Source organism: Oceanisphaera sp., assembly GCF_048268965.1.
Taxonomy (GTDB): domain Bacteria; phylum Pseudomonadota; class Gammaproteobacteria; order Enterobacterales; family Aeromonadaceae; genus Oceanimonas.
On sequence record NZ_JBLWUK010000020.1, the window covers coordinates 1 to 23,053 of the forward strand.

Here is a 23,053-nt window from a genome sequence, read left to right on the forward strand (position 1 = left end):
TCGCGTCAAGGCAAGAGTGTTGCCAGCAATCAATCCTTCAGCGCAAGACAGCAGGGTTTTGATACGAGCCTGGTGGAAAGATGTGAGCGCAGTGTGGAAGAAATTATGGCAAACTGTGCGGACGGCAGGCATGGAAGATCCTCTTTGTTTTTTTGGCGATTAACAAAAGAGATAATCTACCATGCCTGCCTATTTTTTTGGGGATCCCTCAGCGCCTTCGCGGGAATGACGGCAGATCCACACCGGTTATGCGGCATTACTTATAGAGCGTTTTTGTAGGGTGCCGCTTTAGCTGGCACTCCCGTCTCAGCGGGATTTTAAAATACATCCTGCTAACGCAGGACCTGCAGCTAAAGCGCAGGACTACAGGGTGTATTTTGTAGGGCCAGCCCGGCATAACTGCATAAAGGTGTGTATTGTTAACCACTACCACCGGCTACACTTGAATCACTTTCTGCACTTATCATCGCATTCACCATTACCACCACTCACTCGGAGGCGGCATGATCGTTCGACAAAAAACGCATGCGTTCAGGCTGTTCTTTACCCTGCGTGGCTCCGTCATCCCGCAGATTTATCCCCAGATTTTACTGATCACCCTGCTCAGTATTGTCATCGCCGCCATTCAGCACCGCTACCCCGGCTTTTTTGCCTCTTACAGTACGGCGCCCTTTACCCTACTCGGGGTCGCCCTGTCGCTGTTCCTCGGCTTTCGCAACAACGCCAGTTACGAGCGCTGGTGGGAAGCTCGTGAACAGTGGGGCCAGTTGATGATTGATGCCCGCAGCCTGGCCCGTCAGGTGATCTCCTTTATGGATCAGGAAACCGAGACAGGACGGCATACCCAAAGGCGCATGATCCACCTGACCATTGCCTTTACCCACGCCTTGCGCCATCGGCTGCGTGACACCTCGCCCTGGCAGGACGTCGATCGTTTTGTGGAGCCTGAGCATCATGCCAGCCTGCGCCAGGCGCAAAACCTGCCCGAGTGCCTGCTGCGGCTGATGGGCAAGAAGATCGGTTACAGTCGGCGCGAGCGGTTATTGTCGGAGTTTTTGGTGCAGAGCATGGACGAGCGGCTCACCTCCATGACCGGCGTGCTGGCCGCCTGCGAGCGCATTCAAAATACGCCGTTGCCGTTTGCCTATACCCTGCTGGTGCACCGCACCACCTATCTGTATTGCTTTATGTTGCCCTTTGGCCTGGTTTCTTCCTTGGGCTGGGTCACCCCTTTGGTGTGTGCCGTGATCGCCTACACCTTTTTTGGTCTGGATGCCCTCAGTGAAGAGCTGGAAGAGCCCTTCGGGCTGGCCGCCAACGATCTGCCACTCAACGCCCTGTCGCGCACCATCGAAATCAACCTGCTGGAAGCGCTAGAAGAAACCGAGCTTCCACCCGCCATCACCCCCATAGACGGCTACCTGCAATAAACGGCTATCACTCGCCTATTGTTACTGACAGTCAAAAGTAATTTGCACTGTGGGGTCATTATCTCTGAGCTCAGAGGAAATATAATGCCAACCAACGATACCGGGGTTGCAAAACGGGTTCGTAAAAAGAGTCAGGTCGACTGGCCTGATTGATTGACTTGATACAGAGGTTCTTTTGTTGATGATGCCATCCCTTACTCCGCGCCTGTCACAGCTGGCCGACGCCGGTCTGATCCAGCCGCTGACCCATATTCGTCGCGGCATCGAAAAAGAAGCCTTGCGGGTCACCCCCAAAGGTCAGCTGGTACAAGATCTTCATCCGCAGACCCTGGGATCGGCGCTGACACACCCCCATATCACCACCGACTATTCCGAAGCGCTGCTGGAGTTTATTACCCCTGCCGGCGAGCACATTGACGAGACCCTTGGCTTTTTGGAGCAGCTGCACCGTTACACCGCCACCCAGCTGGCGGATGAGCGCCTGTGGCCCGCCAGCATGCCCTGTGCCCTGCAGGGTAACAACAGTGTGCCCATCGCCGAATACGGCACTTCCCGTGCGGGTCGGATGAAGCACACCTATCGTCGCGGGCTGGATGTACGCTATGGCCGCATTATGCAGAGCATTGCCGGCATCCACTTCAACTTCTCTTTATCCGACAGCTTCTGGGAGGGCTACCGGCAACTGCTGGGCAGCCAGGACTCGCTGACCGATTTTCGCTCGGCTCAGTATTTTGCGCTGATCCGCAACTTCCGCCGCTACGGCTGGTTGCTGCTCTATCTGTTTGGCGCCTCGCCGGCGCTCAGCCGCTCTTTTATGGACGGCCGTCCGCACCGGCTGGCCAGCCTGGGTAGCGACACCTTCTATCTGCCCCACGCCACCTCGTTGCGCATGAGCGGGCTCGGTTACCAGAGCGACGCCCAGACCAGCCTGCACATCAGCACCAACAGCCTGACGGAATACAGCCGGGATCTAACCCGGGCCCTGAATACCCCTCATGCACCTTATACCCGCATCGGGGTCGAGGTGAACGGCGATACCCGCCAGCTGAACGACAATATCCTGCAGATAGAAAACGAGTATTACAGCGATATCCGCCCCAAGCGGGTGACCCAGGCCGGAGAAACGCCGCTGCAGGCCATGAACGCCCGAGGGGTGGAATACATAGAAGTGCGCAATCTGGACATCAATCCCCTGCTGCCGCTGGGCATAGATGACACCCAGGTGCGTTTTCTGGATACCTTTTTGCTGTTCTGCCTGCTGCAGGACAGCCCGGAAATTGGCGAGCAGGAACAACTGCGCCTGGCCCGCAACCACACTCGCGTGACCGAGCAGGGTCGTCGGCCCGATCTGCTGTTGGAAACCGCCAGCGGCGAACTCGGCCGCACCGCCTGGGGCGAGCAACTCTTTGCCGAGCTGGAGGCCATCGCCCAGCTGCTGGACCAGGCCGGTAGTGGCTACCTTGATGCGGTACAGCACTACAAACCGCTACTGCAACAGCCCGGACTTACGCCCTCGGCCCGCATTCTGCAGCAACTCACCGCCACCGGGCAAGATTACACACAGTGGATGCAAGACAGGGCCACCGAGCTCACGCAGCAATGGCAACAGACTCCGCTCAGCCCAGAGCAGAATCACTACTTCAGCCAACTGGCCCACTCCTCACTGGCGGCACAACACCGTTTGGAAGAAGCAGAGGCAAAAGAAGCAGCTGAAGAAAGCCAGACCTTAATCGCGGTGTAAGCTTGTCAGAATGGGAGTCACTAGCGGCTAAGTAATCCCGTATAACAGCTGTGGTTCTGTCGTCATTCCCACGAAGGAACGTCACCCTCGCTTAGGAACGTCACCCCCGCGTTACATCCTCGTCCCCCCCGCGAAGGCGGGGGCAGCACACCCGGGTGACTTGTGTTATCAGGTCGACAATGCCATTTTACTCTTTACCAGCCAAACAGATTAAAGGGTGCCTTACGCAATGGAATTGACACTGTTTACGATCGCCACAGTCATAAGTGCCACTATCACCCTGCTGCCAGTGTGGCGCCATGAGGCCTGGTGGGTAAGAGGACTCGACTTTCCCCGCGTACAATTCATGACTTTTATCGGCCTCGTCCTGCTGCTCGCCCTGTGGCGACTCGATTTGTCACTGCCAAGCAGCCTGGGGTTACTGGCTATCAACCTCGCCTGCCTGTTTTATCATGGCTGGTGGATTTTTCCCTATACCCGCCTGCACCCGGTAGAAGTCAAATCGACCTCTGCCGACCAGGCACCAAATCCCATCAAGATTTTGTCGTCCAATGTGCTGGCACCCAACAAGCATGCTGATTGCCTCATCGATCTGGTGCGTCAGCATAACCCCGACCTGCTGGTCACTCTTGAGTCCAATCATTGGTGGGAGCAACAGCTGGCCGTGCTGGAAACCGACTACCCGCACACCATAAAGTGTCCGCTCGATAACCTGTATGGCATGCATGTGTATTCTCGCCTGCCGCTGGAAGAAAGCACCATAGAGTATCTGGTGCAAGACGACGTGCCCTCCATGCATTGCCTGGTTCGGCTGGCCTGCGGGACCCAGGTCAGAGTGCACTTCATACATCCGGCGCCCCCCAGCCCCACCGAGAATGACGAGTCCATCGAGCGCGATGCCGAGCTGCTGGCGGTGGCCAGAAGTGTGGCCGACGCGCGCATGCCGGTGATTGTGGCAGGCGATCTTAACGACGTGGCCTGGTCGACGACCACCCGCTTGTTTAGAAAATTAAGCGGTTTGCTCGACCCCCGCATCGGCCGCGGCATGTTTAACACCTTTCATGCCCAATACTGGTTTGTTCGCTGGCCGCTGGACCATCTCTTTCACAGTCATCATTTTCGCGTGGTCCAGCTGCAGCGATTAAAGCTAAAGGGATCCGATCACTTTGCGTTACTGACCTGCCTCAGTTTTAACCCGAATAAACATAACGGCCACAACGAGCTGCAAGTCGACGCCGACGACAAGCAACTGGCCAATAAAAAAATGGCCAAAAAGCACGTCAGTAAAAGCGACGTTCCCGAACCAGGCAAATAACCGCTGACGACCCATGCTGTACGCCCTAAGCGTTACGCTGTACGTAAAAACCCGACAAAACACCGCACCCTGTAGTCCGGCGCTTTAGCTGCCGGTCCTGCGTTAGCAGGATTTATTATTTATAATCCAGCCAAGGCAGGACGGTAGTGCCAGCTAAAAGGTCGAATAAATTCGACCCTACAAAACACACCTTGTTTGTCGGGTACTTGGTGCCGGGTGTTATCTTTAACTCATCACCCTTTACAGCCTTTGCTGGTTTTCTTCCGTGGGTTCCGTGCTTCTCGCTGCAAAGAGTCGTGGCAAAAATAGGTTTTAGGTCTTTCTGTAGCTTAAAGCTTACCGCCACCCAAAGGGATAAGCTGTAATGACACACCAACATCAGGAGCAAGATTGAGCACACACTGGCTTTTGCTACGGGGGCTGATGCGCGAGCAACGTCACTGGGAAGAGTTTCCTGCACACCTGCAGTCCACTTTTCCCGATCAGGGTGTCACGCTGGCGGACTTGCCTGGTTTTGGCCATGAATATCATCGGCAAAGCCCGACTCGTATTGCAGATATCACCGACGAATTAAGAGAGCGTTGCCAGGCCGAGCGAGACAAGGGGCCGCTAAAACTGCTGGCATTATCCTTGGGCGGCATGGTGGCGATAGACTGGGCCAGCCGCTACCCCGATGAGCTGAGCGCCGTGGTATTGATCAACAGCAGCCTGGTGGGCATCAGTCCCTTTTATCACCGGCTGCAACCGCGGGTGTACTGGCCACTGCTGAAATGGTGCCTGTGGCAGCGGGACCCCCTGCGGCAAGAAGCCGCCATACTGCAGCTGACCAGCCGAGTCTTTGCCGATGACCTGGAAATCATGACCCGCTGGGCCGCCTATGCACGAGAATGCCCCCCTACACGCAGCAATACCTTGCGCCAGTTGCTCGCCGCCCTTCGCTATCGCCCACCTGATGCTCACCCTCGGGTGCCCATGCTGGTATTGAACAGCCTGGGGGACCAGTTGGTTAGCCCCAGGTGCAGTCAGGCCATTGCCAAGCACTGGCAACTCCCCCTGCGCCGCCACCCCGATGCCGGCCACGACCTGCCCCTGGATGCCCCGGATTGGGTCTGTGAACAGATACGGGTCTGGCTGTCGGGTGAAGTCTGAACCAAGGCTAACCACGCTGCATCTTGAACTGCAGAAAATGGGTGGAGCAGGAAATACAGGGGTCGTAGTTGCGGATCAGTCGTTCGCAAAACAACTTGAGTTCCAGATCGCTGTGGCTCAGGCCAAAACGGGTAACCGAGATTTTCAGATCCTGCTCGATGCGGGCCTGGTTCTGGCTGGTAGGCGGGATTATGCTGCAGGACAGCAGCTTGCCCTGTTCATCCAGCCGATAATGATGATAAATCATGCCTCGTGGCGCCTCGGTGCAAAAGCAACACTCCCCCGCCCTGGGGGTAACCGGCAAGTTGGCCTCGCCAGTCGGGCAATCCTGAGCCAGCAGCCGGCTTGCCTCGAACAGCGCCCAATAGATCTCCAATGCCCGAGCCTGAATGCTGGTAAACATGTTGCGATTGGGGAAGTTGAAACCGCATTCCCGAGCCAGCGCCTGCACCTCGACGGGCAGCTGCGCGAAGCTGTTGTTCATCCGTGCCAGCGGACCCACCAGATAGTCCTTGCCGTCCAGCAGTGAATACAGGGCCGTGGAATGGGGTTCCTGATGCTCGGCAAAATGGTCGGCATAATCCTCATAACCCAGGCTCAGGCCGGTGTTGCTGGTGAGTCGGCCGCCATTGATGGCATAGGTGTCCGGCTCGGTCAGGCTGACCCAGGTAAAGTCATGGCTGTAGTCGGGCAGCGTCAGCCCTGCCGTCCAGCGCACCAGTTGTTCGGCGGCAGGTAGCGCTTTTTCTACCAATTGCCGAGCCTGATCCCAGCGTGCCATATCGGGCAGGCGACCAAAGCCCCCCACCTGCAACCCCACCGGATGCACGGAGCGGCCTCCCAACAAGGTCATCAGCGCATTGCCGGCTTCTTGCAGTTGCATACCCCGCCGCAATACTTCGGGATGCTGCTGGGCCATGGCCAGAGCGTGATCGAACCCGAGAAAGTCCGGCGCCGCCAGAAAGTGAATATGCAGGGCATGACTTTGCACCCACTCCCCCAGATTCATCAGCTTTCTGAGCTGCACCAGGGGCGTGGGCAGTACTATGCCGAACAGCTGTTCCATCGCCTGAATGGAGGTGAGCTGGTAGGCCATGGGACAAATGCCGCAGATACGGGCGTTGAGATCCGGCACCTCCTGATAGTCACGCCCTTCCAGAAACTTTTCGAACAGCCGAGGCGGCTCGAAAATAGCCAGATGCAATTTTTCGATGCGGTCGCCCCGGGCACTCAGCTCCAGCGAGCCCTCACCTTCCAGCCGGGTAACGAAGGGCACCTTGAGGGCAATGCGACGCTTGTTTTTTTTCAATCATCCAGCTCCCGCACGTCAATTCGCTGCCAACGCCGGCTTTGCTCGCGAAACGGCGCGCTGTGGCTGTGAATGGCGGCAAAACGCCGGGCAATGTCGTCGGGCATCAGACCCAGACCGGCGAAACGATTGGCCAGGCTGTCGCAGTTAGGCTGCTCGGAGGGGCCAAAGCAACCATAGCAGGCCCGACCAAAGGCCGGACAGAGGGCACCGCAGCCGGTACGCACCACGGGCCCCAGACAGGGGGCGCCCCGGGTCACCATCACGCAAACCTGCAGCCGGCGCTTGCACTCCATACACAGCTTTTCGGCCTCGGGACGGGGCTGTACGCCCAGTCGCAGCTGGCGCAGAAAATGGCGCATCTGCTCAACCGTGATGGGGCAACCCCAGAGTTCGAAGTCCACCTTGATGTGTTCGGCTACCCCGGTGGAGGTTGTCAGGGTGGCGATAAAATCCGGTCGGGCATAAATGGCCGCTTGCCAGGCCGGACCATCCGCCATGTTGCGCAGGGCCTGAATGCCACCACTGGTGGCGCAGGCACCTATGGTGACCACCAGCTTGCTGTTTTGCCGCAGGGTCTGAGCCCGCTTAAGATCTTCCGGGGTAGAGATGCTGCCTTCGACAAAGGCCACATCGACGGCTTGTTCCGGCCCTTCGATGCCGGCCTCGATAAAATGCAGAAACTCCACTTCTTCCAGCATATCCAGCAGCGCCGGCCCCTGATTGAGGAAGGCCAGCTGACAGCCCGAGCAGGAAGTCAGCTTGTGTACCGCCAGAGTCAGTTTGGGTGCGGCCATCAGACTCCCTCCTGCCCCAGCCAGGGCTTGACCTGCGGATAATGGAATACGGGGCCGTCTTTGCAGACAAAATACGGGCCCAGCTGGCAATGACCACACAAGCCCTGGCCGCACTGAAAGTTGCGCTCCAGGCTCATATAAACGGCCTCATCCCCCACCTGCTGCCGCGCCAGCTGCTTGAGGGCCGCCAGCATCATGATCTCGGGGCCGCACATCAAGACCGCGCAATTACCCGGATCGAACTCGGCCAACTCCAGCAATTCGGTGACCAGCCCCAGGCGCCAGCGGTGCCGGTGGCGGTTTTCTTCGCTGGCGGCCAGCAGCACCTGACACTTGCCCTGGGTTTGCCAACGCCGGTACTGGGCCTGCCAGAGCAAGTCTGCATGGTGCTTGAACCCCTGCAGGATCACGATGCGACCATATTGCTCCCGGTTGGCAACCGCGTGGTGAATGGCCGCCACCACGGGAGCGCAACCCAGCCCGGCGGTGATGAACACCAGATCCCGCCCCTGCAGCCTGGTCAATGGCCAGCCCTGACCAAAGGGGCCACGCAGGCCCAGCTGCTGACCGACTTCCAGTTCTACCAAAGGGCGAGTGACTCGGCCCACGGCGCGAATGGTGTGTTGTAACAGCCCCTGCCGCCATCCCATGATGGAGATGGCCACCTCACCGGCACCAAACAGATAGAGCATGTTGAACTGCCCAAAATCAAAGTCGAACGGCACCCGGGTTTCCAGTGCCAGGCTCAGGGTATACACCCCGGGCAATTCCATCTCTTTCTCCGCCAGGGTCGCGGTCATGGGCAGAAAATCAGTCATGCTTCCCCTCCGGCGGCTTGTCTTCCTGCAGTGTGTCCTCCAGCAAAGCCTGGGCCTCTTCCACCAAGTCGATGGCCACCGGACACCAGGCAATACAGCGACCGCAGCCTACACAGCCGCTGCGGCCAAACTGCTGCTGCCAGGTGGCCAGCTTGTGTACCAGCCATTGCCGGTAGCGATGGCGAATTTCGGGCCGAACTACCTTGCCGGTAATGTAGCTGTGCTGCTCGCTGAAGCAGGAATCCCACAGCCGCACCTGCTCGGCTTGCTGGTTCTGAATATCGCCCTCGGTTTCTTGCTTGGAGCAAAAACAGGTGGGGCACACCAGGGTACAGTTGCCGCAGGCCAGACAACGATCGGCCACTTGCTGCCAGCGCGGATGCTCGAGCCGGTCGACCAGTTGCACCAGCTCGGCCTCGCTCGGCATCACCCGCTGCTGCTGGCGGGCCCCCGCCAACAGGGTGTTGGCCTCGGTCACTTGCCGGCCGCTGGCTTTTGTGAGAGGCAACTGCGCCGCTATGGCCACACCGCGTTCGCTGCCGGTCTGCAACAGATAGCCATTTTCCAGTTCGTCGAGCAGCAGATCGAATCCAAAACGTGCCTCGGGGCCGTCACCGGTCGACACACAAAAACAGGTGTGGGCGCTGCGGCCGCAATTGACCGCCACAATCAGCAACTGCTCACGCTGGGCCCGATAAAAGGGATCGGCATAAGGCCCCTCAAGAAAGTGCCGGTCCTGTATTTTCAGTGCCGCCAGATCACAGCTTCGCAGCCCGATAAAGGCGAGTCGTCTGGCCTCGGGCTCCACGGCGTGAAAGCGCAATCCCTGTTCGGTATTCTCGGCTCGCCACAGGCTTTGCCTGGGTTGAAACAGCCAGGGTTTAAGGCCCTGAGGGCCGGTATTCCAGGCAAAGGCGCGCCGGCCAGCCGTGTGCTGCAAGCGGTAAGAACCGGCGTCGGCCTGTTCCTGCCAACCCCAGGGCAACTGGTCGACACTGTTCAAGGGAGCAAACAGAATGGCATCGTCTTTGACTTGAGGGCCGATCACCTCATAACCGGCCTGCACCAGCGCCTGATGCAGCCGGTGCAGATCCCGGTGGGGTAAAAAGCGTCTAGTCATGATGAGCTCGGGTCAGCATCCAGTCCTGCCAGGCGTTAAGTCCCTCGCCGGTGCTGGCCGACAGTGTCAGGATCTCGACCCGCGGATTCAACCGCCGCAACGAGGTTTTTATCTGGTTTAGATCGACATTTAGATAAGGCTGCAGATCGATTTTGTTGATAATGACCAGCTCGCAGCCGGCAAATAAATGGGGATACTTCTCCGGTTTGTCTTCGCCGTCGGTCACCGCCATCATGGCCACCCTGTGCTGCTCGCCCAGATCGAACAGCGCCGGGCACACCAGGTTGCCCACGTTCTCGACCAGCACCAGAGAGTTCGGTAGCGGCGCCAATTGCTCCAGCCCTGCCTGTATCATCTGGGCATCCAGGTGGCAGCCGGTGCCGGTGTTGATCTGCACCGCCCGGCCGCCGCAGGCCTGAATGCGACGGGCATCATTCTGGGTTTGCTGATCCCCTTCCAGCACCGTCATCGGCGGCCAGTTGGCGCCAGCCCCTTTGAAGGTGGCTTCCAGCAATTGGGTTTTGCCGGCGCCTGGGGTCCCCATCAGGTTGATGCAGGTAATGCGATTGGCGGCCAGCCAGTCTCTATTTTGCCGCGCCAGTTCATCGTTGCCGGCCAGCAAGGCTTGCTGTAATTGCAGGCTGTCACCGTTCTGGTGCAGATGACTATGGGTCTCGCTGCCCGGCTCCGACAGTCGGGCTTTTTCGCTGGCACATCCACAGTGTCCACACATCAGCCAAATCCTATTTCCGTTAGCAGCAGTTGCCGCCCCGAAGTTAGAGTATAGTCGTAGCTGCCACAGGGGCAGGCGTCACCTGGCCCGCGCGGGGAAAAAGGCTGGCCACAGCTGCGGCATTCGGCCTGAGCCGCCACCACATTGATGTTAAGTATCGCATCGCTTAGCTCGGCCTCGTCTTTCACCATGTTGAAACAAAAATGCAGCCGCTCGCTGTCAACGCAGCTCATGGTACCCACCTCGATGCAGATACGCCTTATCTCCTGCTGCTGATAGGGCTTGAGCTGAGTCAGCAAAGCTCGCACCACGGACAGCTCATGCATACTCAGCAGATCCGTGGCAGCTGCAGGCCATGGGGTACCTCCAGCAGCCGCTCGCCCCCGTAGGGGGTCATCAGACTCAACCGCCCCGGTGACGATGGGGCCAAGACTTCGCCGATGATGCGAGCATGCCGCCCCAGGGGATGATCACGCCACAGCGCCAGCGCCTGCTCGGCCTGTTCGGGGCAGATCACCATGGCAGCCATCCCCTCGTTGGCCAGAAACAGCGGCTCCAGCCCCAGCAGCTCGCACAGCGCCTGGGTTTGAGGCCGAATGGGCAGCTCGCTTTCAACCAGTTGAATACTCACTTGCGAGGCCCCAGCGATTTCGCTTAGCACACCTCCCAGCCCCCCTCGGGTGGCATCGCGCAAGCAGCGCACCCCGGCGCAGTGCGCCAGCACCGGCTGGATCAGCCCCTGCAGGGCGGCACAATCGCTGGCCAACTCCCCCACTAGCCCCAGATCTTCTCGCGCCAGCATAACGGCAGCACCGTGATCGCCCACATGGCCGTTAACCAGGATTTTGTCGCCGGGCAGGGCCGAGCCAATGGCCAGGTTGAGGCCCGCCGGGATCACGCCCACGCCTGTGGTATTGATAAACAACTTGTCGGCCATGCCCCGCTCCACCACCTTGGTATCGCCGGTGACTATGCTCACGCCGGCTAGACGGGCCGCCTCGGCCATGGAGCCGACCAGACGCTCGAGCAACGCCAGCGGTAGGCCTTCTTCAATAATAAAAGCAGCAGTCAAATACAGGGGAATAGCGCCGCCCACGGCCAGATCGTTGAGGGTGCCGCACACCGCCAGCTTGCCGATATCGCCACCGGGAAACTCCAGCGGGCTGACCACAAAGCTGTCTGTGGTCAGGGCCAGCCGATCTCCCCGAGCCAGAAAGTCTGCCAGCGGCAACCGGGCCTGATCTTCCTTTTGCAGCAAGGGGCCGTCGCCGAAGGCGGTCAGAAACAGTTCGTCAATCAGGCTATGCATGGCCCCACCCCCGGCACCATGGGCCAGGGAAATGGTTGTGTGCTCATTGGTCACCGCTCGCCTCCTTATCTTGCTCTTGTTCGGGCTGGTACTGTTCGGGCCGGTATTGATAGTAGGCGGCGCAGGCCCCCTCACTGGAGACCATAAGGGCACCCACCGGATGCGCGGGCGTGCATTGGCGGCGAAACAGCGGGCATTGATGGGGTTTGATGCGCCCGACAAGCACGGCATTACAGTAGGCGGGATCGGAGTCGGCTTTGGTTTGAGTTGTGGATGTCAGGCGTTCGGCTGCATCCAGATGTCGATATCGCTCTCGTACCCGTACCCCCGAGCCTGCCACCAGGCCAAGTCCCCGCCAGTGGCTGTTGACCCCTTGTTCGAAGGCGTCGTCCATCACCTTGAGGGCGGCCGGATTGCCGTCCGGTGCCACCACCCGTGCATAGGCGTTTTCGATAGTGCAGCGCCCTTCAGCCAACTGCAGGATCAGTTGATACAGGGCCTGCAAAAAGTCCACTGGCTCGAAACCGGCGATCACCAACGGCTTGTGATAGTGGCTGGCGATGGGCTCATAGACCCGGCTGCCGATCACCATGCTGACGTGCCCCGGCCCTACAAAGCCATCAAGCTGAACGTCGCCGGCCTCCAGCAGGCCGACCAACGTCGGCATCAGCCGGATGTGATGACACAGAAAGCTCAGGTTACCGATGCCGGCTCGGTCGGCGGCCAGCAAAGAATAAGCGGTGCTGGGCATGGTGGTATCGAAGCCGATGGCAAAAAACACCACCTGCTTATCCGGGTTGGCCTGGGCCAGCGCGAGGGCGTCGAAGGGGGAATACAGTACCTTTACCTCGGCTCCTTCGGCCTTGGCCTGCAGCAGACTCCCCTGGCTGCCGGGCACCCGCAGCGGATCGCCGAAGCTTGCCAGAATAACGTCTTGCTGCCGCGCCAGGCTGACGGCCTGATCGACCGCCTCAACCGGTAGCACGCAGACTGGGCAGCCAGGGCCGTGGATAAACTCGATGGAAGCAGGCAGCAACTGGTGCAGCCCAAAGCGAAAAATGGCATGGGTATGGCCGCCGCACACTTCCATGATCTGCAAGGGACGGCCAAGGCGTGCGGCCAGTGGATCTGCCGCGGCGGTAATGGCTGCCAGCAGGGTTTTTACTCGCCCGGCATCACGAAAATCATGGGTCAGGCTCATGACGCACCCTCTTCCATTTGCGCCAGCAGAGCCAGGGCGCGGTCGGCTTCACTCTGATCGATCACCGCCATGGCAAACCCCACATGAAGCAACACCCACTCCCCCACCAGCGTCGAAGGCTCTCGCCCCTCCAGGGCCAGCAGGCCGATATTGATCTGCCGGCTCACCCCGGCGGTGTCCGCCAGTGCCAGTCCGGCGTTTGCATCTACAATGGCAACCACCCTGGCCGGTATTCCCAAACACATCAGCTTTGCTCCCTGGCTGTTGGTGGTCCAATAAATTAGATCTACAAAACAGGCAGGCTCCGCGCCATTTTTGTAGGGTCGCCTTATTTAGATAAAAAGTATTCGACCAACGGCGTTACACCTTGGCCTAGGTGCAATTGGGCCAGGGCTATGGCGGCCTGACCCAGAGCGATGCCGCCGTCGTTGCTGGGGGCCTGGCTTTGGGTCAGTACGGTCAACCCCATGGCGTTCAGCTCGTCTATCAGGGGTGCCAGCAGCAGGCGGTTTTGCATCACGCCGCCGCTGAGTGCCACTGTACTAAAGGTCACACCCTCTTGCCGGCGCAGCCGCCGCACCGTGTGGCACAGCCCCCTCACTAAACTTAGATGAAAATTGGCTGCCAGCACCGCTTTATCTTCACCGGCCTGCAGGGCCGCTATCATCACCGGCCACAGCGGCGCCGGATCCAGCTGCCAGCACGCCCCCTCCTGGCTTAACCCCAGCTCATAACAGGCGTTTGCCGGTGTGCCTTGCGCCAGGGCTTCCAGCTTCATGGCGGCCTCGCCTTCAAAACTGAGCTCGGACGGTGCCACGCCCAGCAGCGCCGCCACCGCATCAAACAGCCGCCCTGCCGACGAGGTGAGCGGAAAACCCGCCGCCATTTTCAACAAGGCTTGAGCCTTGCCCTCCATCAGCCAGGCCAGCTCCGGACTCTCGACGGCCAACGTCGAGCTCTCGGCTTCCAGTATTGACCAGGGGGGCAAGAGCTGTGCCTGGGCCAATTGCGCCAGCAGGTTGCGCCAGGGCTGACGATTAGCCTGATCTCCCCCCAGCAGCGGGAAAGGCCGCAGCCGCGTCAACCGCCGATAACGTGCATAATCGGCCAGCAGCAACTCACCGCCCCACAGACTGCCGTCATCACCATACCCCAGGCCATCAAGCACGATGCCGAGCACAGGCACATCGGGTGGTTGCCCGTTTTCGACCAGGCAAGACACCAGATGGGCATGATGATGCTGCACCCGAACCAGCGGCAGCCCGCGCGCTTGCGCCAAACGGGCCCCTAAACGGGTAGATGCATAATCGGGATGCAGATCCACGGCAATGGCTTGCAAAGGCGGCCCCCCGGCCTCGGGCAGCGGGTCGACCTGCTGTCGCAAGGCATCGAGGCAGCTCGGCGCAGATAAATCGCCGTTATGGGCCGATAAAATGGCCTGGCCATCTGCAGTCAGGCAAAAGCTATTCTTTAGATCCGCCCCCAGCGCCAGCACGGCGCCACCAAACTCGGTCGGCAGCGCAAACGGTGCGGGCACATAGCCCCGAGCGCGGCGGATCAGCCGTGGCCGCCCCGCAAGCCAAGCCAGCACCGAATCGTCACAACGGTGCAGTATGGGTCTGTTATGCAGCAAAAAGCCGTCGGCCAGGCCGGCCAACGCCGAGCTGGCTTGCTGGTTATCCATACAAATGGGCTCGCCACTGGCATTACCCGAGGTCATCACCAAGGGGACGCCAACCTCGTTCAGCAATAACCAGTGCAGCGGCGAGCTGGCCAGCATAACGCCAATGCTGGCCATGCCAGGTGCCAGTACTTCGGGCAGGATCCCTTGCACCGGCTGGCGCAGTCGTGCCTTTGGTAACAGCACTATGGGTGCCGCCGAGCAGCTCAGCTGCTCCCGCTCGTCGTTATTCAGCGTGAAACAGGCTTCAACCTGGGCCAAGTCTCGCATCATGACGGCAAAGGGCTTGCCGGGCCTGTGTTTACGCCGGCGCAATTGCGCAATGGCCGCCACAGAGCCAGCATGGCAGGCCAGTTGAAAGCCACCAATACCCTTAAGCGCCAACACTAAATTTTGCTCCAGCCAACCGCAACATTGAGCCAGCAAGGCCGCCGTAGTGCCCTGCAGCACTTCGCCATTCGCGTCTTGCAGCCAGATATGTGGACCGCATTCGGCACAGGCAACCGGCTCGGCGTGAAAGCGCCGATTGGCGGGGTGGCGATATTCTTCGCGGCAGGCAGCACAAAGCGGAAACTCGGCCATGGCGGTGTTGGCGCGGTCGTAAGGCAAGGCGCGAATTATGGAGTAACGGGGGCCGCAGTCGGTGCAGTTGATAAAGGGATAGCCGTAGCGCCGGTTATTTGGGTCCGCCAGCTCAATCAGACACTGGGCGCAAACGGCCAGATCGGGCGGACACCGCGCTCCCTTTCCCTGAGCCTGGGTGTCCGTTACCGTAAAATCGGAAGGAGCAGCTGCAAAAGTAAAGGGCTGGGTCGTTATGTCCTCTATGCAAGCATGGACGGGGCAGTCCGCTCGCAACCGTTGGCAGAAATTCGCCACGGCGGCAGCATCGGCGGCCAGCCGGATCTCGACTCCGGCGCCGATATTGCAAACATCGCCACACAACCCAAGCTCCATCGCCAATCGATAGACAAAAGGACGAAACCCCACCCCCTGCACGCAGCCGGTTACCCGCAACAAATGGCCCGCTACGCCTTGCGGCGCGCTACTCGTTAACAGAGTGGGAGTGTCAGGCATCAGCAGCCTGGTCACATAGCGATGCAGACGCCGACACAGCGCGGGCAAAGCCTGTGCCACCTCGTCGCTCATGCTGGGGCAACAGGGGGGAAACTGGCGACCGCCAACCACAAATATATCGATAATGGGTGCCGGCGACACCAGCAACGGCACCAGCGCCAGCAGTCCCTTGATGCCACCGCCATGCTCCAGACCGTCGCTGCCCGCCAGTGAATCCGCCGTTACATTGCACAACTGGCGGATCTCGCCCTCTTGGCCAAGGCTCAACAAGGCATCCACCAGTATGATGCGCCGACAACGCTGAAACAGCGGCAGCAGGCTTACGCCTCCCGTGCCGCCGTCCACCAACTCGACCCCAAGGGGCCAACTCAGCGTCTGCGACAACGCCAGCGCCTGAATGCCGGCGGCATCATCCCCGTGCAGCGGATTACCCAGATAGACAATTCGTACGTCGGCGTCTGCTTGCATCCCTGCTCCCAGTAACTCAACCTCAAGGCCTCAACCTTTCAAATATGGTTTACATCTGGCAGTTACACCGTATCATCCGGCAAAAAACCTGATAAATCAGCGGTAAGGCCAACGACACTCAGCACAACACCGAGAGCCTGACGTTCATCAGGATGACGACAAAGCCATCACCAATCGTAGGCCGACCTATTCTAAGTAACAGTATTCGACCAATTTATTGATTAACACTTTTGTATGTTGGCATAATATATTAGATGTGATTCAACAACTGGGGTGCCATGTGCTTTAACGCCTGATACACCCGCAGGCTGGCATAGGCATCGTTGGCGGCATAGCTCCGTTGGGCCGGAGATAACGACTCTGCCGCCCAGTTAGACAAAGTAACCTTTCTCGATTTTTGCAGATACTCGCCCATCACTATGGCCACGGCGGCCTGCAGCCCCACCTGTTGCTTGTACCCCAGCCGTTTCACCGCTCCTGCCAACTCCATGGTCGCGTTGAGCTCAATGCCAAACTTGCGCAGCACGGGCCCCCGATCCGACTTGAGCCCAAAGCCTACCTTGATGATGTGCTCCGACTGCAAAATATCGCTCAACAACCGATGCGCCGCGCCCTGGCTCCCCTGCTGGCCCGCCCGAAACAGAAAGGCGTGACTCGGGGTAGCCAATTGCACCAGATGTGGGCCTGTGCTGGACTCCCCCACCATAAAAGTCGGCTTGCTCTCGGTATCAAAACCCAGGTGGGTGCAGTTGCCAAGCTGCTCTTGGGCAAAGTTGACCTCATCGGCACTCTCCACCTGGTGGATCTGCGCCTGCAACAGGCCGCTAAAGGCAGGGAGCTGACGCATGGCGTCTTTGGTAGGTCTTTCCAGGTACTGACGAGCGTCCATATCGGCCTCATGCTATTGCTTGAATTTATCTCATTCGAGACAGTTAATATCCGCTGCAGCCTCATCGGCTACTAGCTTGGCGCTTGCCTTTAAAGCCACTTTTCCACTTCGGCGAGCACCGTTTTTACCCGGTTGGGTACCGGTTTGCGCCGCTGCATACCCAGGTAAAGGGTTTCGCTAACCGGGTGAGCAAGACGATGAGTGTGAATCAGCTCGGGTTTGGCAAACGCCGCTACCGCATGGGCCGGCAACACGGTAAACCCCAGCCCCATGCTCACCGGCTCCAGGATCAGGCTGATTTGATTGGAAAACCCTTTCTGTTCAAACATCTTGCTATGGGTAAATTCAGGATAGTTGGCCCCCAGCAACAAACCGGCATGATGGGCACCATCGGGATGATCAATAAAGCCCAGCGCCATTAACTGCGCCCAGTCAGGCTCGGGTAGCGCGGCAGGCGTCACCAGTAAGAGGGGCTCTCGGGCAACCGGACGACAGCTTACCTCAGCCAGTCTGGATGCCTGAGTCATAAAGCCAATATCTACCTCGTAAGCGGCAATGGCGGCCTCGATAGTGGTGTTGGGCGCAAATCGATAATCCATCACCAGCTTGGGGTGTTGGCGTTGCAGCGCCAGCAAATGCGGATATAACTTGAGCCCCACACTGCCCGGTGACATGACTCTAACCGCCCCTTCAAAGGCAGGATCTGCCCCAATGCTCAGCTCCAGGCTCGACAAAGACTCGATAATCGAGCTTGCCTCGCGATACAGCCGCTCGCCGGCATCCGTCAGCATAAACTGCTTGCCCTGTCTGATCAGCAAGTCTCGCCCCAGCTGCTGCTCCAGCTTTCGTACGTGCTGGCTAACACCAGACTGCGTCATGTGCAGCTGTTCTGCCGTACGGGTGAAGTGACCCACTTCAACCAGGGTACAAAAACTGCGCAGCCAGTGGGTATTTATCATTACGTTTAGTACTCATTGTCATGACAAACGATAATTTTAGGTAATCAAGCAGCCTTTGTACACTGTCACCACGTCACCACGTCACCACAGGAGAGCAGACAATGAACAAGGTTTATCCCAGAAATTTTTCGCACATCGGTATTTCGGTGCCCGATCTCGACAAGGCAGTGGAATTTTACACTCAGGTAATGGGCTGGTACCTGATCATGGAGCCCACCGATATTCTTGAAGACGATAGCGCCATTGGCGAAATGTGTACCGAGGTATTCGGTGCCAACTGGGGCAGTTTTCGTATCGCCCATCTGTCCACCGGCGATCGGGTGGGCGTAGAGCTGTTTCAGTTCAAGGATCAGGTCAACCCGGAGAACAACTTTGAATACTGGAAAACCGGCATCTTCCACTTTTGCGTGCAGGATCCCAACGTAGAAGAACTGGTCGAACGCATAGTGGCCGCCGGCGGTAAAAAACGGATGGAAAAACCCCGTTATTACTACCCGGGCGAAAAGCCCTACCGCATGATGTATATGGAAGACCCCTTCGGTAATATTTTGGAAATATACAGCCACAGTTACGAATTGATTTACAGCGCAGGGGCTTACTAAAGCCTCCGAGCACGCTATGTGCCTGGGGGTGGCCTTGCTCCTTTGCAGAGCAGTTGATGGCCAAGGATCAGCTTTGGCGGTGGCGTAGCTCGAAAACAACCTTGATGACCAGCGGCAGCATAGCGCCGATGCATGCTGCCGCTAACACGTCGGTCGGCCAGTGTACGCCGAGCACCATGCGCGAACCTGCGATAAGCATGATCCAGAGCAGCGCCACCGACAGCGCAACCCCGCGCGCAGCAGGCACGATTCGGCTAATGCATAACACGACAGCGGTAGCGAAGGCCGTGACCACCAGAGTATGCCCACTCGGAAAGCTGGAACCCCAATACCATTCGGTTTGCCACAGTGTCGGTCGGGATCGGCCAACCACCGTCTTGAGCACGTAAACCACGGCAGCAGCGCTGGTTACCGACGCGATAACCAGTGACGCTTCAATCCGGCGCTTCGCCAGCAGCAAGACAATGCCCGTGATGATCGTCAGCGGAACCATTACCGTGGCCGATCCACTCAGCGAGACTGCCTCGAAGAAGCCAGTCAGCCGAGGCGAAACGTGACCGTGGATAAACACCAATATCGTCTCGTCGAACGGACCTGACTCTCCGCCCAGCACATCTTCGGTCACCTTAAGCACGGTTACCCCGAGCACCAGCACACACAGCACAACCAATCGTCGTTTTTCCAGCGGCTCGGACCAGTTCGGCTGCTTACGACGCACATATGCCCCCAGCGCCAAATAGAGACAGGCGACGATAAGCGTCAGTTTTGCCGTGTCTTCAACCAGTTCAAAAATTACCTCAACAACCATACTGTACTCGCATTAAGGTCGTTATTTTTCTGTCATCCGCCAATGCCGCTGCATTTCAAAGTACAAGAAAGAAGCGGTCCAGGTTATCAGCACCAGCCCGGTCAACGACTCTATGCCGGTTAAATATCGCAAGTCTCCACTGGGCTCAATATCGCCAAAACCCAGGGTGGTGAATACGGTGAATGAGAAATAGCCACAATCCAGCAGGCTCCCGTTAAAATTGCCGCTCAACTGTCCCCAGCCATCGGTGAGATGCATAAAGTAGTAGGCAATGGCAAAAATCCAGATTTCGCAGGCGTGCGCAATCAAGGCACCGCACACGCCAAACACAATGCGATAACGATGACTGATGGTCATGTTGGGGATATACAGGGTAATTCGGTACAGGAACTCGTAATGCAGCACCACGGATAGCGCCACAACCATGGTATTGATGACAAAAACAGCCAGCATCCCGGCTCCCCCACTCTTCGCTTCAACAACCTAGAGTGTAATACCTTGAGCACCTTGGCCGAGTGGTGGGCGAGATTATTTTCGTGTTTGAAATGGCCTGGACCTTAGGGTCTGTTGACCTTTATCGTCCCCGTCCCCGCCTTCGCGAGGATGACGTTCCTCAAGCGAGGATAACCTTCCTACGCGAGAAAGACGGCAGCACCACGGCGGTTAAATACCTGATAACTGATGTGGATTTTGGCGCTAATTTGTATATCTCGTCACCCTCGCGAAGGCAGGGTCCAGTGTCTTTGCAGGCGAACCGCAGGCTGACAGTTCTGTACCACAAGTCCTGGATTCCCGTCCCCGTCCCCACCTTCGCGAGGATGACGTTCCTATGCGAGGATGACGTTCCTTCGCGGGAATGACGGCAGATCCACAGCGGTTATGCAGGATGACTGATTTTTTTTATGAATGTGGCGGGAACGCCAGCAACCACAGTGTTTGGTGGTACGTCTTTATTGACGACTGCGCCTGCTGCCACCACGGCGTTCTCGCCTACCGTCACCCCCGGCAGTATGGTCACTCCCGCACCCAACCAGGCATTCTTCTTAATCACAATTGAGGCAAGATCGAGATCTTTTCGTTTCGAGGGGTCTAACGGGTGGTTTTCCGTAATCAGGCTGACTTTGGGCCCTATTTGAACATTATCTTCAATGGTGATCCCGCCCATATCCAGGAAGGAACAATCATGATTGATAAAGACTTCTCGGCCAAGCTTTATGTGCTGACCAAAGTTGGTATAAAAAGGCACAAATATAATGGTGCTGGCATCTATTTTATTTTTGATAATTTCACTCAGCCGCCCTTTTATCTGATTGATATCGGTCGACACATTGAGTGCTGCAGATAACTTGATGGTTCTGGCTATTTGAGACCACACCTTTTTCATCTCGGGATCGTCATTGGCAATGACTCCCCCAGAAAGCATTCTTTCGAAAATACCGATTTTATTTTCGCTCATGGCTTATCAAACCAACTCTTTTTATACTGCTCATTAAAGGTTTCGCCTGCGGAACTTTACCGACTAATGACCAAGGCCCATCTGAATATCTGACAATGAATATTTATCTATCAGACTTGATAGAGCATCAATAAAAACATAGGGCCTAAATTTATTTAGGCCCTATGGGTAGATGATAGTCAGTGGCGTTGCAAAACGACTTAACTATAAAAGGCTTCAACAGTACCCTTGAGCGTCATCAGCAACGGCTGGCCGCGACGGTCCAACGCTTTGGGCGAGGCAACTTTTACCCAACCTTCACTGATGCAGTATTCCTCAACATCGAAGCGCTCTTTGCCATTGAGCCGAATACCGATATTGTGCTCGAAAATCTCTGCCACATGGTGCGGGCTACGAGGGTTGCCCGAAAGGCGATCCGGTAAAGCGGGTAGTGATTTGCTGTCGTTCATGATAGACCTGACGTAACCAAAAAGTGCGCCATTGTAGACAAAACAGGCCCAAGGCTCAAGAACTGCAGTGCCGACGACAAGGCTCATGTGAAGCCGCACACTGCAATCGCCTAGTGCAGTTTTTTCGATGAGCACAAATCGAAGCTGGTCGCGTGATATTAAATAGATATTTATTTTTTATCAGCTTTCATATAACGCCGCGTTAAGGGGTGAACAACGCGCCCCCGCTACTTAATCTATTGTTCCATAAACACCAATACTGATTCGAACCGAATATACCAAGCGTTGAATGTCTATATTAAACGCCTTGTTAGAAATATTATTCCAACTCTAGCCACTCAATAGTTACTTCCATCAACTCCATTATTCGAAATTCCAGATCCAAGTGATAGTAATGCATTGGACTTTCTTTACTTCTCATTCTTACCAAGTGCATTTCTTCATCCGTTGCTTTTGGTTGTTCACCGTAATTATCAGATAGTAGACGAACTTTATCTGTTAACACAAGCCACTTTTCTGCATGCTCTGGAGAGATACTTGATGCTATTTGGAGTAGGTTTCTAAAATCATTTTCTCGGGTATGAGCAGTGTCTAATGTGAACTTCAACTTCAAGGCATCTGTTTTGGCTTTCTTCAATTCTGATACTTGATGCCTTAACCATTCCTGATCTAAACATTCGGTGTTTACATATGGTAACGCCGTTTCATGACCATAAACCCTGGTACGTTTGTAACTGTCTAGAATTGATGCTACACATGAGTTCAACAGTTTAAGGTTATCTTCCCTTAACTTTTTCCTTGGGAAATAACTATTTAATAGATAGAAAACATACGCTGCGAGATAGCCGATCAATATATTTTCGAAGACAGAGATATAGGTTATCGAGGTGAGAAATGACCCGAGCATAGTACCTTCTAACTCAGAGATTAGAGGTAAACGCGCACCAGAAATTATTAGTATGGCAATAGAGAAGCAACATAAAACCAAAAGCACTCTCTCATTTTTATCTTTAATGATTTCCAATTCCCCACAGTGTATTGCTAACGCCCACATTTGCGGCTTATTTGGAGCGCTGCGAAAAAAATCCAACAACATGCGTTTGTTATGTACGTATTTGATCGAGCCAGTACTTATAAAGATCTTCAATCTCTGCCGAACATAATAAGTGCATACTCTCTTTCAGTTCAATATCCGACCAGTTCCACCATTCCATTTCCAGTAGCATTTGAACTTTCTCGCTAGAGAAGCGGTACCTGATATGTGTTGCTGGATTTGAACCTACAACTTCGTATGGTGCTACATTTTTCGTTACAACAGCTCGGCTAGCAATTATTGCCCCGTGGCCTATTGTCACCCCTGACATAATCATTGCCTCTGATCCAATCCAAACGTCATTTCCTATGACTGTGTCACCTGCACGCTGAAAGCCATTTTTTGCATCGGCAAAGTGTTCATTGTCTTGATAGAAAAATGGAAAGGTACTTATCCAATCATTTCGATGACCTTGATTACCCGCCATCATGAAGACAGCCCCCGAACCAATTGAGCAGAAATTGCCTATGATTAGTTTGTCAACATCATCTCTATCTGCCGCTAAATAGCGTGCACAATCATCAAAACTATGCCCATGGTAGTAACCCGAGTAATAACTATGCCGTCCGACCACAATATTAGGATTGGTAACCTGCTCCTGCAACGAGATGCCAGAAAAAGGAGATTCAAAATAATTCATAATTGTAAT

General features: G+C 56.5%; 23 protein-coding genes. 5 read left to right on the forward strand and 18 right to left on the reverse strand.

Annotation, left to right across the window (positions count from 1 at the left end; translation table 11 throughout):
- Positions 1-503 precede the first annotated feature (503 nt).
- From ACN0VL_RS10075 to ACN0VL_RS10090, 4 genes are all read left to right on the forward strand, one after another.
- Positions 504-1,430, forward strand: a complete 927-nt coding sequence (locus ACN0VL_RS10075) for a bestrophin family protein (protein WP_417616961.1) — start codon at positions 504-506, stop codon at positions 1,428-1,430.
- 181 nt (positions 1,431-1,611) lie between these two features.
- Positions 1,612-3,171, forward strand: a complete 1,560-nt coding sequence (gene gshA / locus ACN0VL_RS10080; RefSeq protein WP_417616963.1) for a glutamate--cysteine ligase — start codon at positions 1,612-1,614, stop codon at positions 3,169-3,171.
- Positions 3,172-3,400: 229 nt separating this feature from the next.
- Complete coding sequence (locus ACN0VL_RS10085; RefSeq protein ID WP_417616965.1) at positions 3,401-4,486, forward strand: endonuclease/exonuclease/phosphatase family protein; 1,086 nt, start codon at positions 3,401-3,403, stop codon at positions 4,484-4,486.
- 390 nt (positions 4,487-4,876) lie between these two features.
- Positions 4,877-5,635 carry an alpha/beta fold hydrolase gene (locus ACN0VL_RS10090; protein WP_417616967.1) on the forward strand — a complete coding sequence of 253 codons (759 nt, stop codon included), beginning with the start codon at positions 4,877-4,879 and terminating at the stop codon, positions 5,633-5,635.
- Between the two features lie 7 nt (positions 5,636-5,642).
- Here ACN0VL_RS10090 and ACN0VL_RS10095 read toward each other — a convergent pair whose 3' ends face one another.
- The 12 genes from ACN0VL_RS10095 to ACN0VL_RS10150 form a co-directional block, all read right to left on the reverse strand.
- Positions 5,643-6,944: a Ni/Fe hydrogenase subunit alpha gene (locus ACN0VL_RS10095; RefSeq protein WP_417616968.1), complete on the reverse strand. Its 1,302-nt coding sequence runs from the start codon at positions 6,942-6,944 to the stop codon at positions 5,643-5,645.
- Complete coding sequence (locus tag ACN0VL_RS10100) at positions 6,941-7,741, reverse strand: sulfhydrogenase subunit delta (RefSeq protein WP_417616970.1); 801 nt, start codon at positions 7,739-7,741, stop codon at positions 6,941-6,943. Before ACN0VL_RS10100 ends, ACN0VL_RS10095 begins: the two co-directional genes overlap by 4 nt.
- The gene (locus tag ACN0VL_RS10105; protein ID WP_417616972.1) at positions 7,741-8,559 is read right to left on the reverse strand and encodes an FAD/NAD(P)-binding protein; all 819 of its coding nucleotides are present in this window, start codon (positions 8,557-8,559) and stop codon (positions 7,741-7,743) included. The genes ACN0VL_RS10100 and ACN0VL_RS10105 overlap by 1 nt, the downstream gene beginning before the upstream one ends.
- Entirely contained in the window at positions 8,552-9,679 is a 1,128-nt protein-coding gene (locus ACN0VL_RS10110; protein ID WP_417616974.1) for a 4Fe-4S dicluster domain-containing protein, read from the reverse strand. The genes ACN0VL_RS10105 and ACN0VL_RS10110 overlap by 8 nt, the downstream gene beginning before the upstream one ends.
- Positions 9,672-10,412, reverse strand: coding sequence for a hydrogenase nickel incorporation protein HypB (gene hypB / locus ACN0VL_RS10115; RefSeq protein WP_417616975.1), 741 nt, complete (start codon positions 10,410-10,412; stop codon positions 9,672-9,674). The genes ACN0VL_RS10110 and hypB overlap by 8 nt, the downstream gene beginning before the upstream one ends.
- On the reverse strand, positions 10,412-10,738 hold the full coding sequence (locus ACN0VL_RS10120) for a hydrogenase maturation nickel metallochaperone HypA (protein ID WP_417616976.1): 327 nt from the start codon (positions 10,736-10,738) through the stop codon (positions 10,412-10,414). Before ACN0VL_RS10120 ends, hypB begins: the two co-directional genes overlap by 1 nt.
- A 2-nt stretch (positions 10,739-10,740) precedes the next feature.
- The gene (gene hypE / locus ACN0VL_RS10125) at positions 10,741-11,775 is read right to left on the reverse strand and encodes a hydrogenase expression/formation protein HypE (RefSeq protein ID WP_417616978.1); all 1,035 of its coding nucleotides are present in this window, start codon (positions 11,773-11,775) and stop codon (positions 10,741-10,743) included.
- On the reverse strand, positions 11,765-12,922 hold the full coding sequence (gene hypD / locus ACN0VL_RS10130) for a hydrogenase formation protein HypD (protein WP_417616980.1): 1,158 nt from the start codon (positions 12,920-12,922) through the stop codon (positions 11,765-11,767). The genes hypE and hypD overlap by 11 nt, the downstream gene beginning before the upstream one ends.
- Positions 12,919-13,167, reverse strand: coding sequence for a HypC/HybG/HupF family hydrogenase formation chaperone (locus tag ACN0VL_RS10135; protein ID WP_417616981.1), 249 nt, complete (start codon positions 13,165-13,167; stop codon positions 12,919-12,921). The genes hypD and ACN0VL_RS10135 overlap by 4 nt, the downstream gene beginning before the upstream one ends.
- A gap of 83 nt (positions 13,168-13,250) precedes the next feature.
- Positions 13,251-16,148 carry a carbamoyltransferase HypF gene (gene hypF / locus ACN0VL_RS10140; protein WP_417616983.1) on the reverse strand — a complete coding sequence of 966 codons (2,898 nt, stop codon included), beginning with the start codon at positions 16,146-16,148 and terminating at the stop codon, positions 13,251-13,253.
- A 250-nt stretch (positions 16,149-16,398) separates the two neighbouring features.
- On the reverse strand, positions 16,399-17,037 hold the full coding sequence (locus tag ACN0VL_RS10145) for a 3'-5' exonuclease (RefSeq protein ID WP_417616984.1): 639 nt from the start codon (positions 17,035-17,037) through the stop codon (positions 16,399-16,401).
- Between the two features lie 89 nt (positions 17,038-17,126).
- Positions 17,127-17,996 (reverse strand): LysR family transcriptional regulator, encoded by an 870-nt coding sequence (locus tag ACN0VL_RS10150; RefSeq protein ID WP_417616986.1) that lies wholly within the window; start codon positions 17,994-17,996, stop codon positions 17,127-17,129.
- Positions 17,997-18,097: 101 nt separating this feature from the next.
- On the opposite strand from ACN0VL_RS10150, the gene ACN0VL_RS10155 reads away from it, so the two are divergent.
- Positions 18,098-18,598, forward strand: coding sequence for a lactoylglutathione lyase family protein (locus ACN0VL_RS10155; RefSeq protein ID WP_417616988.1), 501 nt, complete (start codon positions 18,098-18,100; stop codon positions 18,596-18,598).
- Between the two features lie 67 nt (positions 18,599-18,665).
- Here ACN0VL_RS10155 and ACN0VL_RS10160 read toward each other — a convergent pair whose 3' ends face one another.
- The 6 genes from ACN0VL_RS10160 to catB form a co-directional block, all read right to left on the reverse strand.
- A complete protein-coding gene (locus ACN0VL_RS10160; RefSeq protein ID WP_417616990.1) occupies positions 18,666-19,406 on the reverse strand; it encodes a phosphatase PAP2 family protein in 741 nt (246 codons plus the stop codon).
- A gap of 21 nt (positions 19,407-19,427) precedes the next feature.
- Positions 19,428-19,859: an ion channel gene (locus tag ACN0VL_RS10165; protein ID WP_417616992.1), complete on the reverse strand. Its 432-nt coding sequence runs from the start codon at positions 19,857-19,859 to the stop codon at positions 19,428-19,430.
- A gap of 424 nt (positions 19,860-20,283) precedes the next feature.
- Positions 20,284-20,862 carry a DapH/DapD/GlmU-related protein gene (locus ACN0VL_RS10170; RefSeq protein ID WP_417616993.1) on the reverse strand — a complete coding sequence of 193 codons (579 nt, stop codon included), beginning with the start codon at positions 20,860-20,862 and terminating at the stop codon, positions 20,284-20,286.
- Between the two features lie 200 nt (positions 20,863-21,062).
- Positions 21,063-21,311, reverse strand: a complete 249-nt coding sequence (locus ACN0VL_RS10175; protein ID WP_417617065.1) for a DUF3297 family protein — start codon at positions 21,309-21,311, stop codon at positions 21,063-21,065.
- 319 nt (positions 21,312-21,630) lie between these two features.
- A complete protein-coding gene (locus ACN0VL_RS10180; protein ID WP_417616995.1) occupies positions 21,631-22,365 on the reverse strand; it encodes a hypothetical protein in 735 nt (244 codons plus the stop codon).
- Positions 22,366-22,414: 49 nt separating this feature from the next.
- On the reverse strand, positions 22,415-23,047 hold the full coding sequence (gene catB / locus ACN0VL_RS10185) for a type B chloramphenicol O-acetyltransferase (RefSeq protein WP_417617067.1): 633 nt from the start codon (positions 23,045-23,047) through the stop codon (positions 22,415-22,417).
- Between the last annotated feature and the right edge of the window lie 6 nt (positions 23,048-23,053).

Coding starts and splice junctions, on each gene's coding strand:
- ACN0VL_RS10155 (WP_417616988.1), top strand. CDS start 18,098: ATGAACAAGGTTTATCCCAGAAATTTTTCGCACATCGGTATTTCGGTG.
- ACN0VL_RS10085 (WP_417616965.1), top strand. CDS start 3,401: ATGGAATTGACACTGTTTACGATCGCCACAGTCATAAGTGCCACTATC.
- ACN0VL_RS10180 (WP_417616995.1), bottom strand. CDS start 22,365: ATGTGGGCGTTAGCAATACACTGTGGGGAATTGGAAATCATTAAAGAT.
- ACN0VL_RS10165 (WP_417616992.1), bottom strand. CDS start 19,859: ATGCTGGCTGTTTTTGTCATCAATACCATGGTTGTGGCGCTATCCGTG.
- gshA (WP_417616963.1), top strand. CDS start 1,612: ATGATGCCATCCCTTACTCCGCGCCTGTCACAGCTGGCCGACGCCGGT.
- ACN0VL_RS10100 (WP_417616970.1), bottom strand. CDS start 7,741: ATGGCCGCACCCAAACTGACTCTGGCGGTACACAAGCTGACTTCCTGC.
- ACN0VL_RS10105 (WP_417616972.1), bottom strand. CDS start 8,559: ATGACTGATTTTCTGCCCATGACCGCGACCCTGGCGGAGAAAGAGATG.
- hypF (WP_417616983.1), bottom strand. CDS start 16,148: ATGCAAGCAGACGCCGACGTACGAATTGTCTATCTGGGTAATCCGCTG.
- ACN0VL_RS10120 (WP_417616976.1), bottom strand. CDS start 10,738: ATGCATGAGCTGTCCGTGGTGCGAGCTTTGCTGACTCAGCTCAAGCCC.
- ACN0VL_RS10150 (WP_417616986.1), bottom strand. CDS start 17,996: ATGATAAATACCCACTGGCTGCGCAGTTTTTGTACCCTGGTTGAAGTG.
- ACN0VL_RS10160 (WP_417616990.1), bottom strand. CDS start 19,406: ATGGTTGTTGAGGTAATTTTTGAACTGGTTGAAGACACGGCAAAACTG.
- ACN0VL_RS10145 (WP_417616984.1), bottom strand. CDS start 17,037: ATGGACGCTCGTCAGTACCTGGAAAGACCTACCAAAGACGCCATGCGT.
- ACN0VL_RS10175 (WP_417617065.1), bottom strand. CDS start 21,311: ATGAACGACAGCAAATCACTACCCGCTTTACCGGATCGCCTTTCGGGC.
- hypD (WP_417616980.1), bottom strand. CDS start 12,922: ATGAGCCTGACCCATGATTTTCGTGATGCCGGGCGAGTAAAAACCCTG.
- ACN0VL_RS10170 (WP_417616993.1), bottom strand. CDS start 20,862: ATGAGCGAAAATAAAATCGGTATTTTCGAAAGAATGCTTTCTGGGGGA.
- ACN0VL_RS10110 (WP_417616974.1), bottom strand. CDS start 9,679: ATGACTAGACGCTTTTTACCCCACCGGGATCTGCACCGGCTGCATCAG.
- hypB (WP_417616975.1), bottom strand. CDS start 10,412: ATGTGTGGACACTGTGGATGTGCCAGCGAAAAAGCCCGACTGTCGGAG.
- ACN0VL_RS10135 (WP_417616981.1), bottom strand. CDS start 13,167: ATGTGTTTGGGAATACCGGCCAGGGTGGTTGCCATTGTAGATGCAAAC.
- ACN0VL_RS10075 (WP_417616961.1), top strand. CDS start 504: ATGATCGTTCGACAAAAAACGCATGCGTTCAGGCTGTTCTTTACCCTG.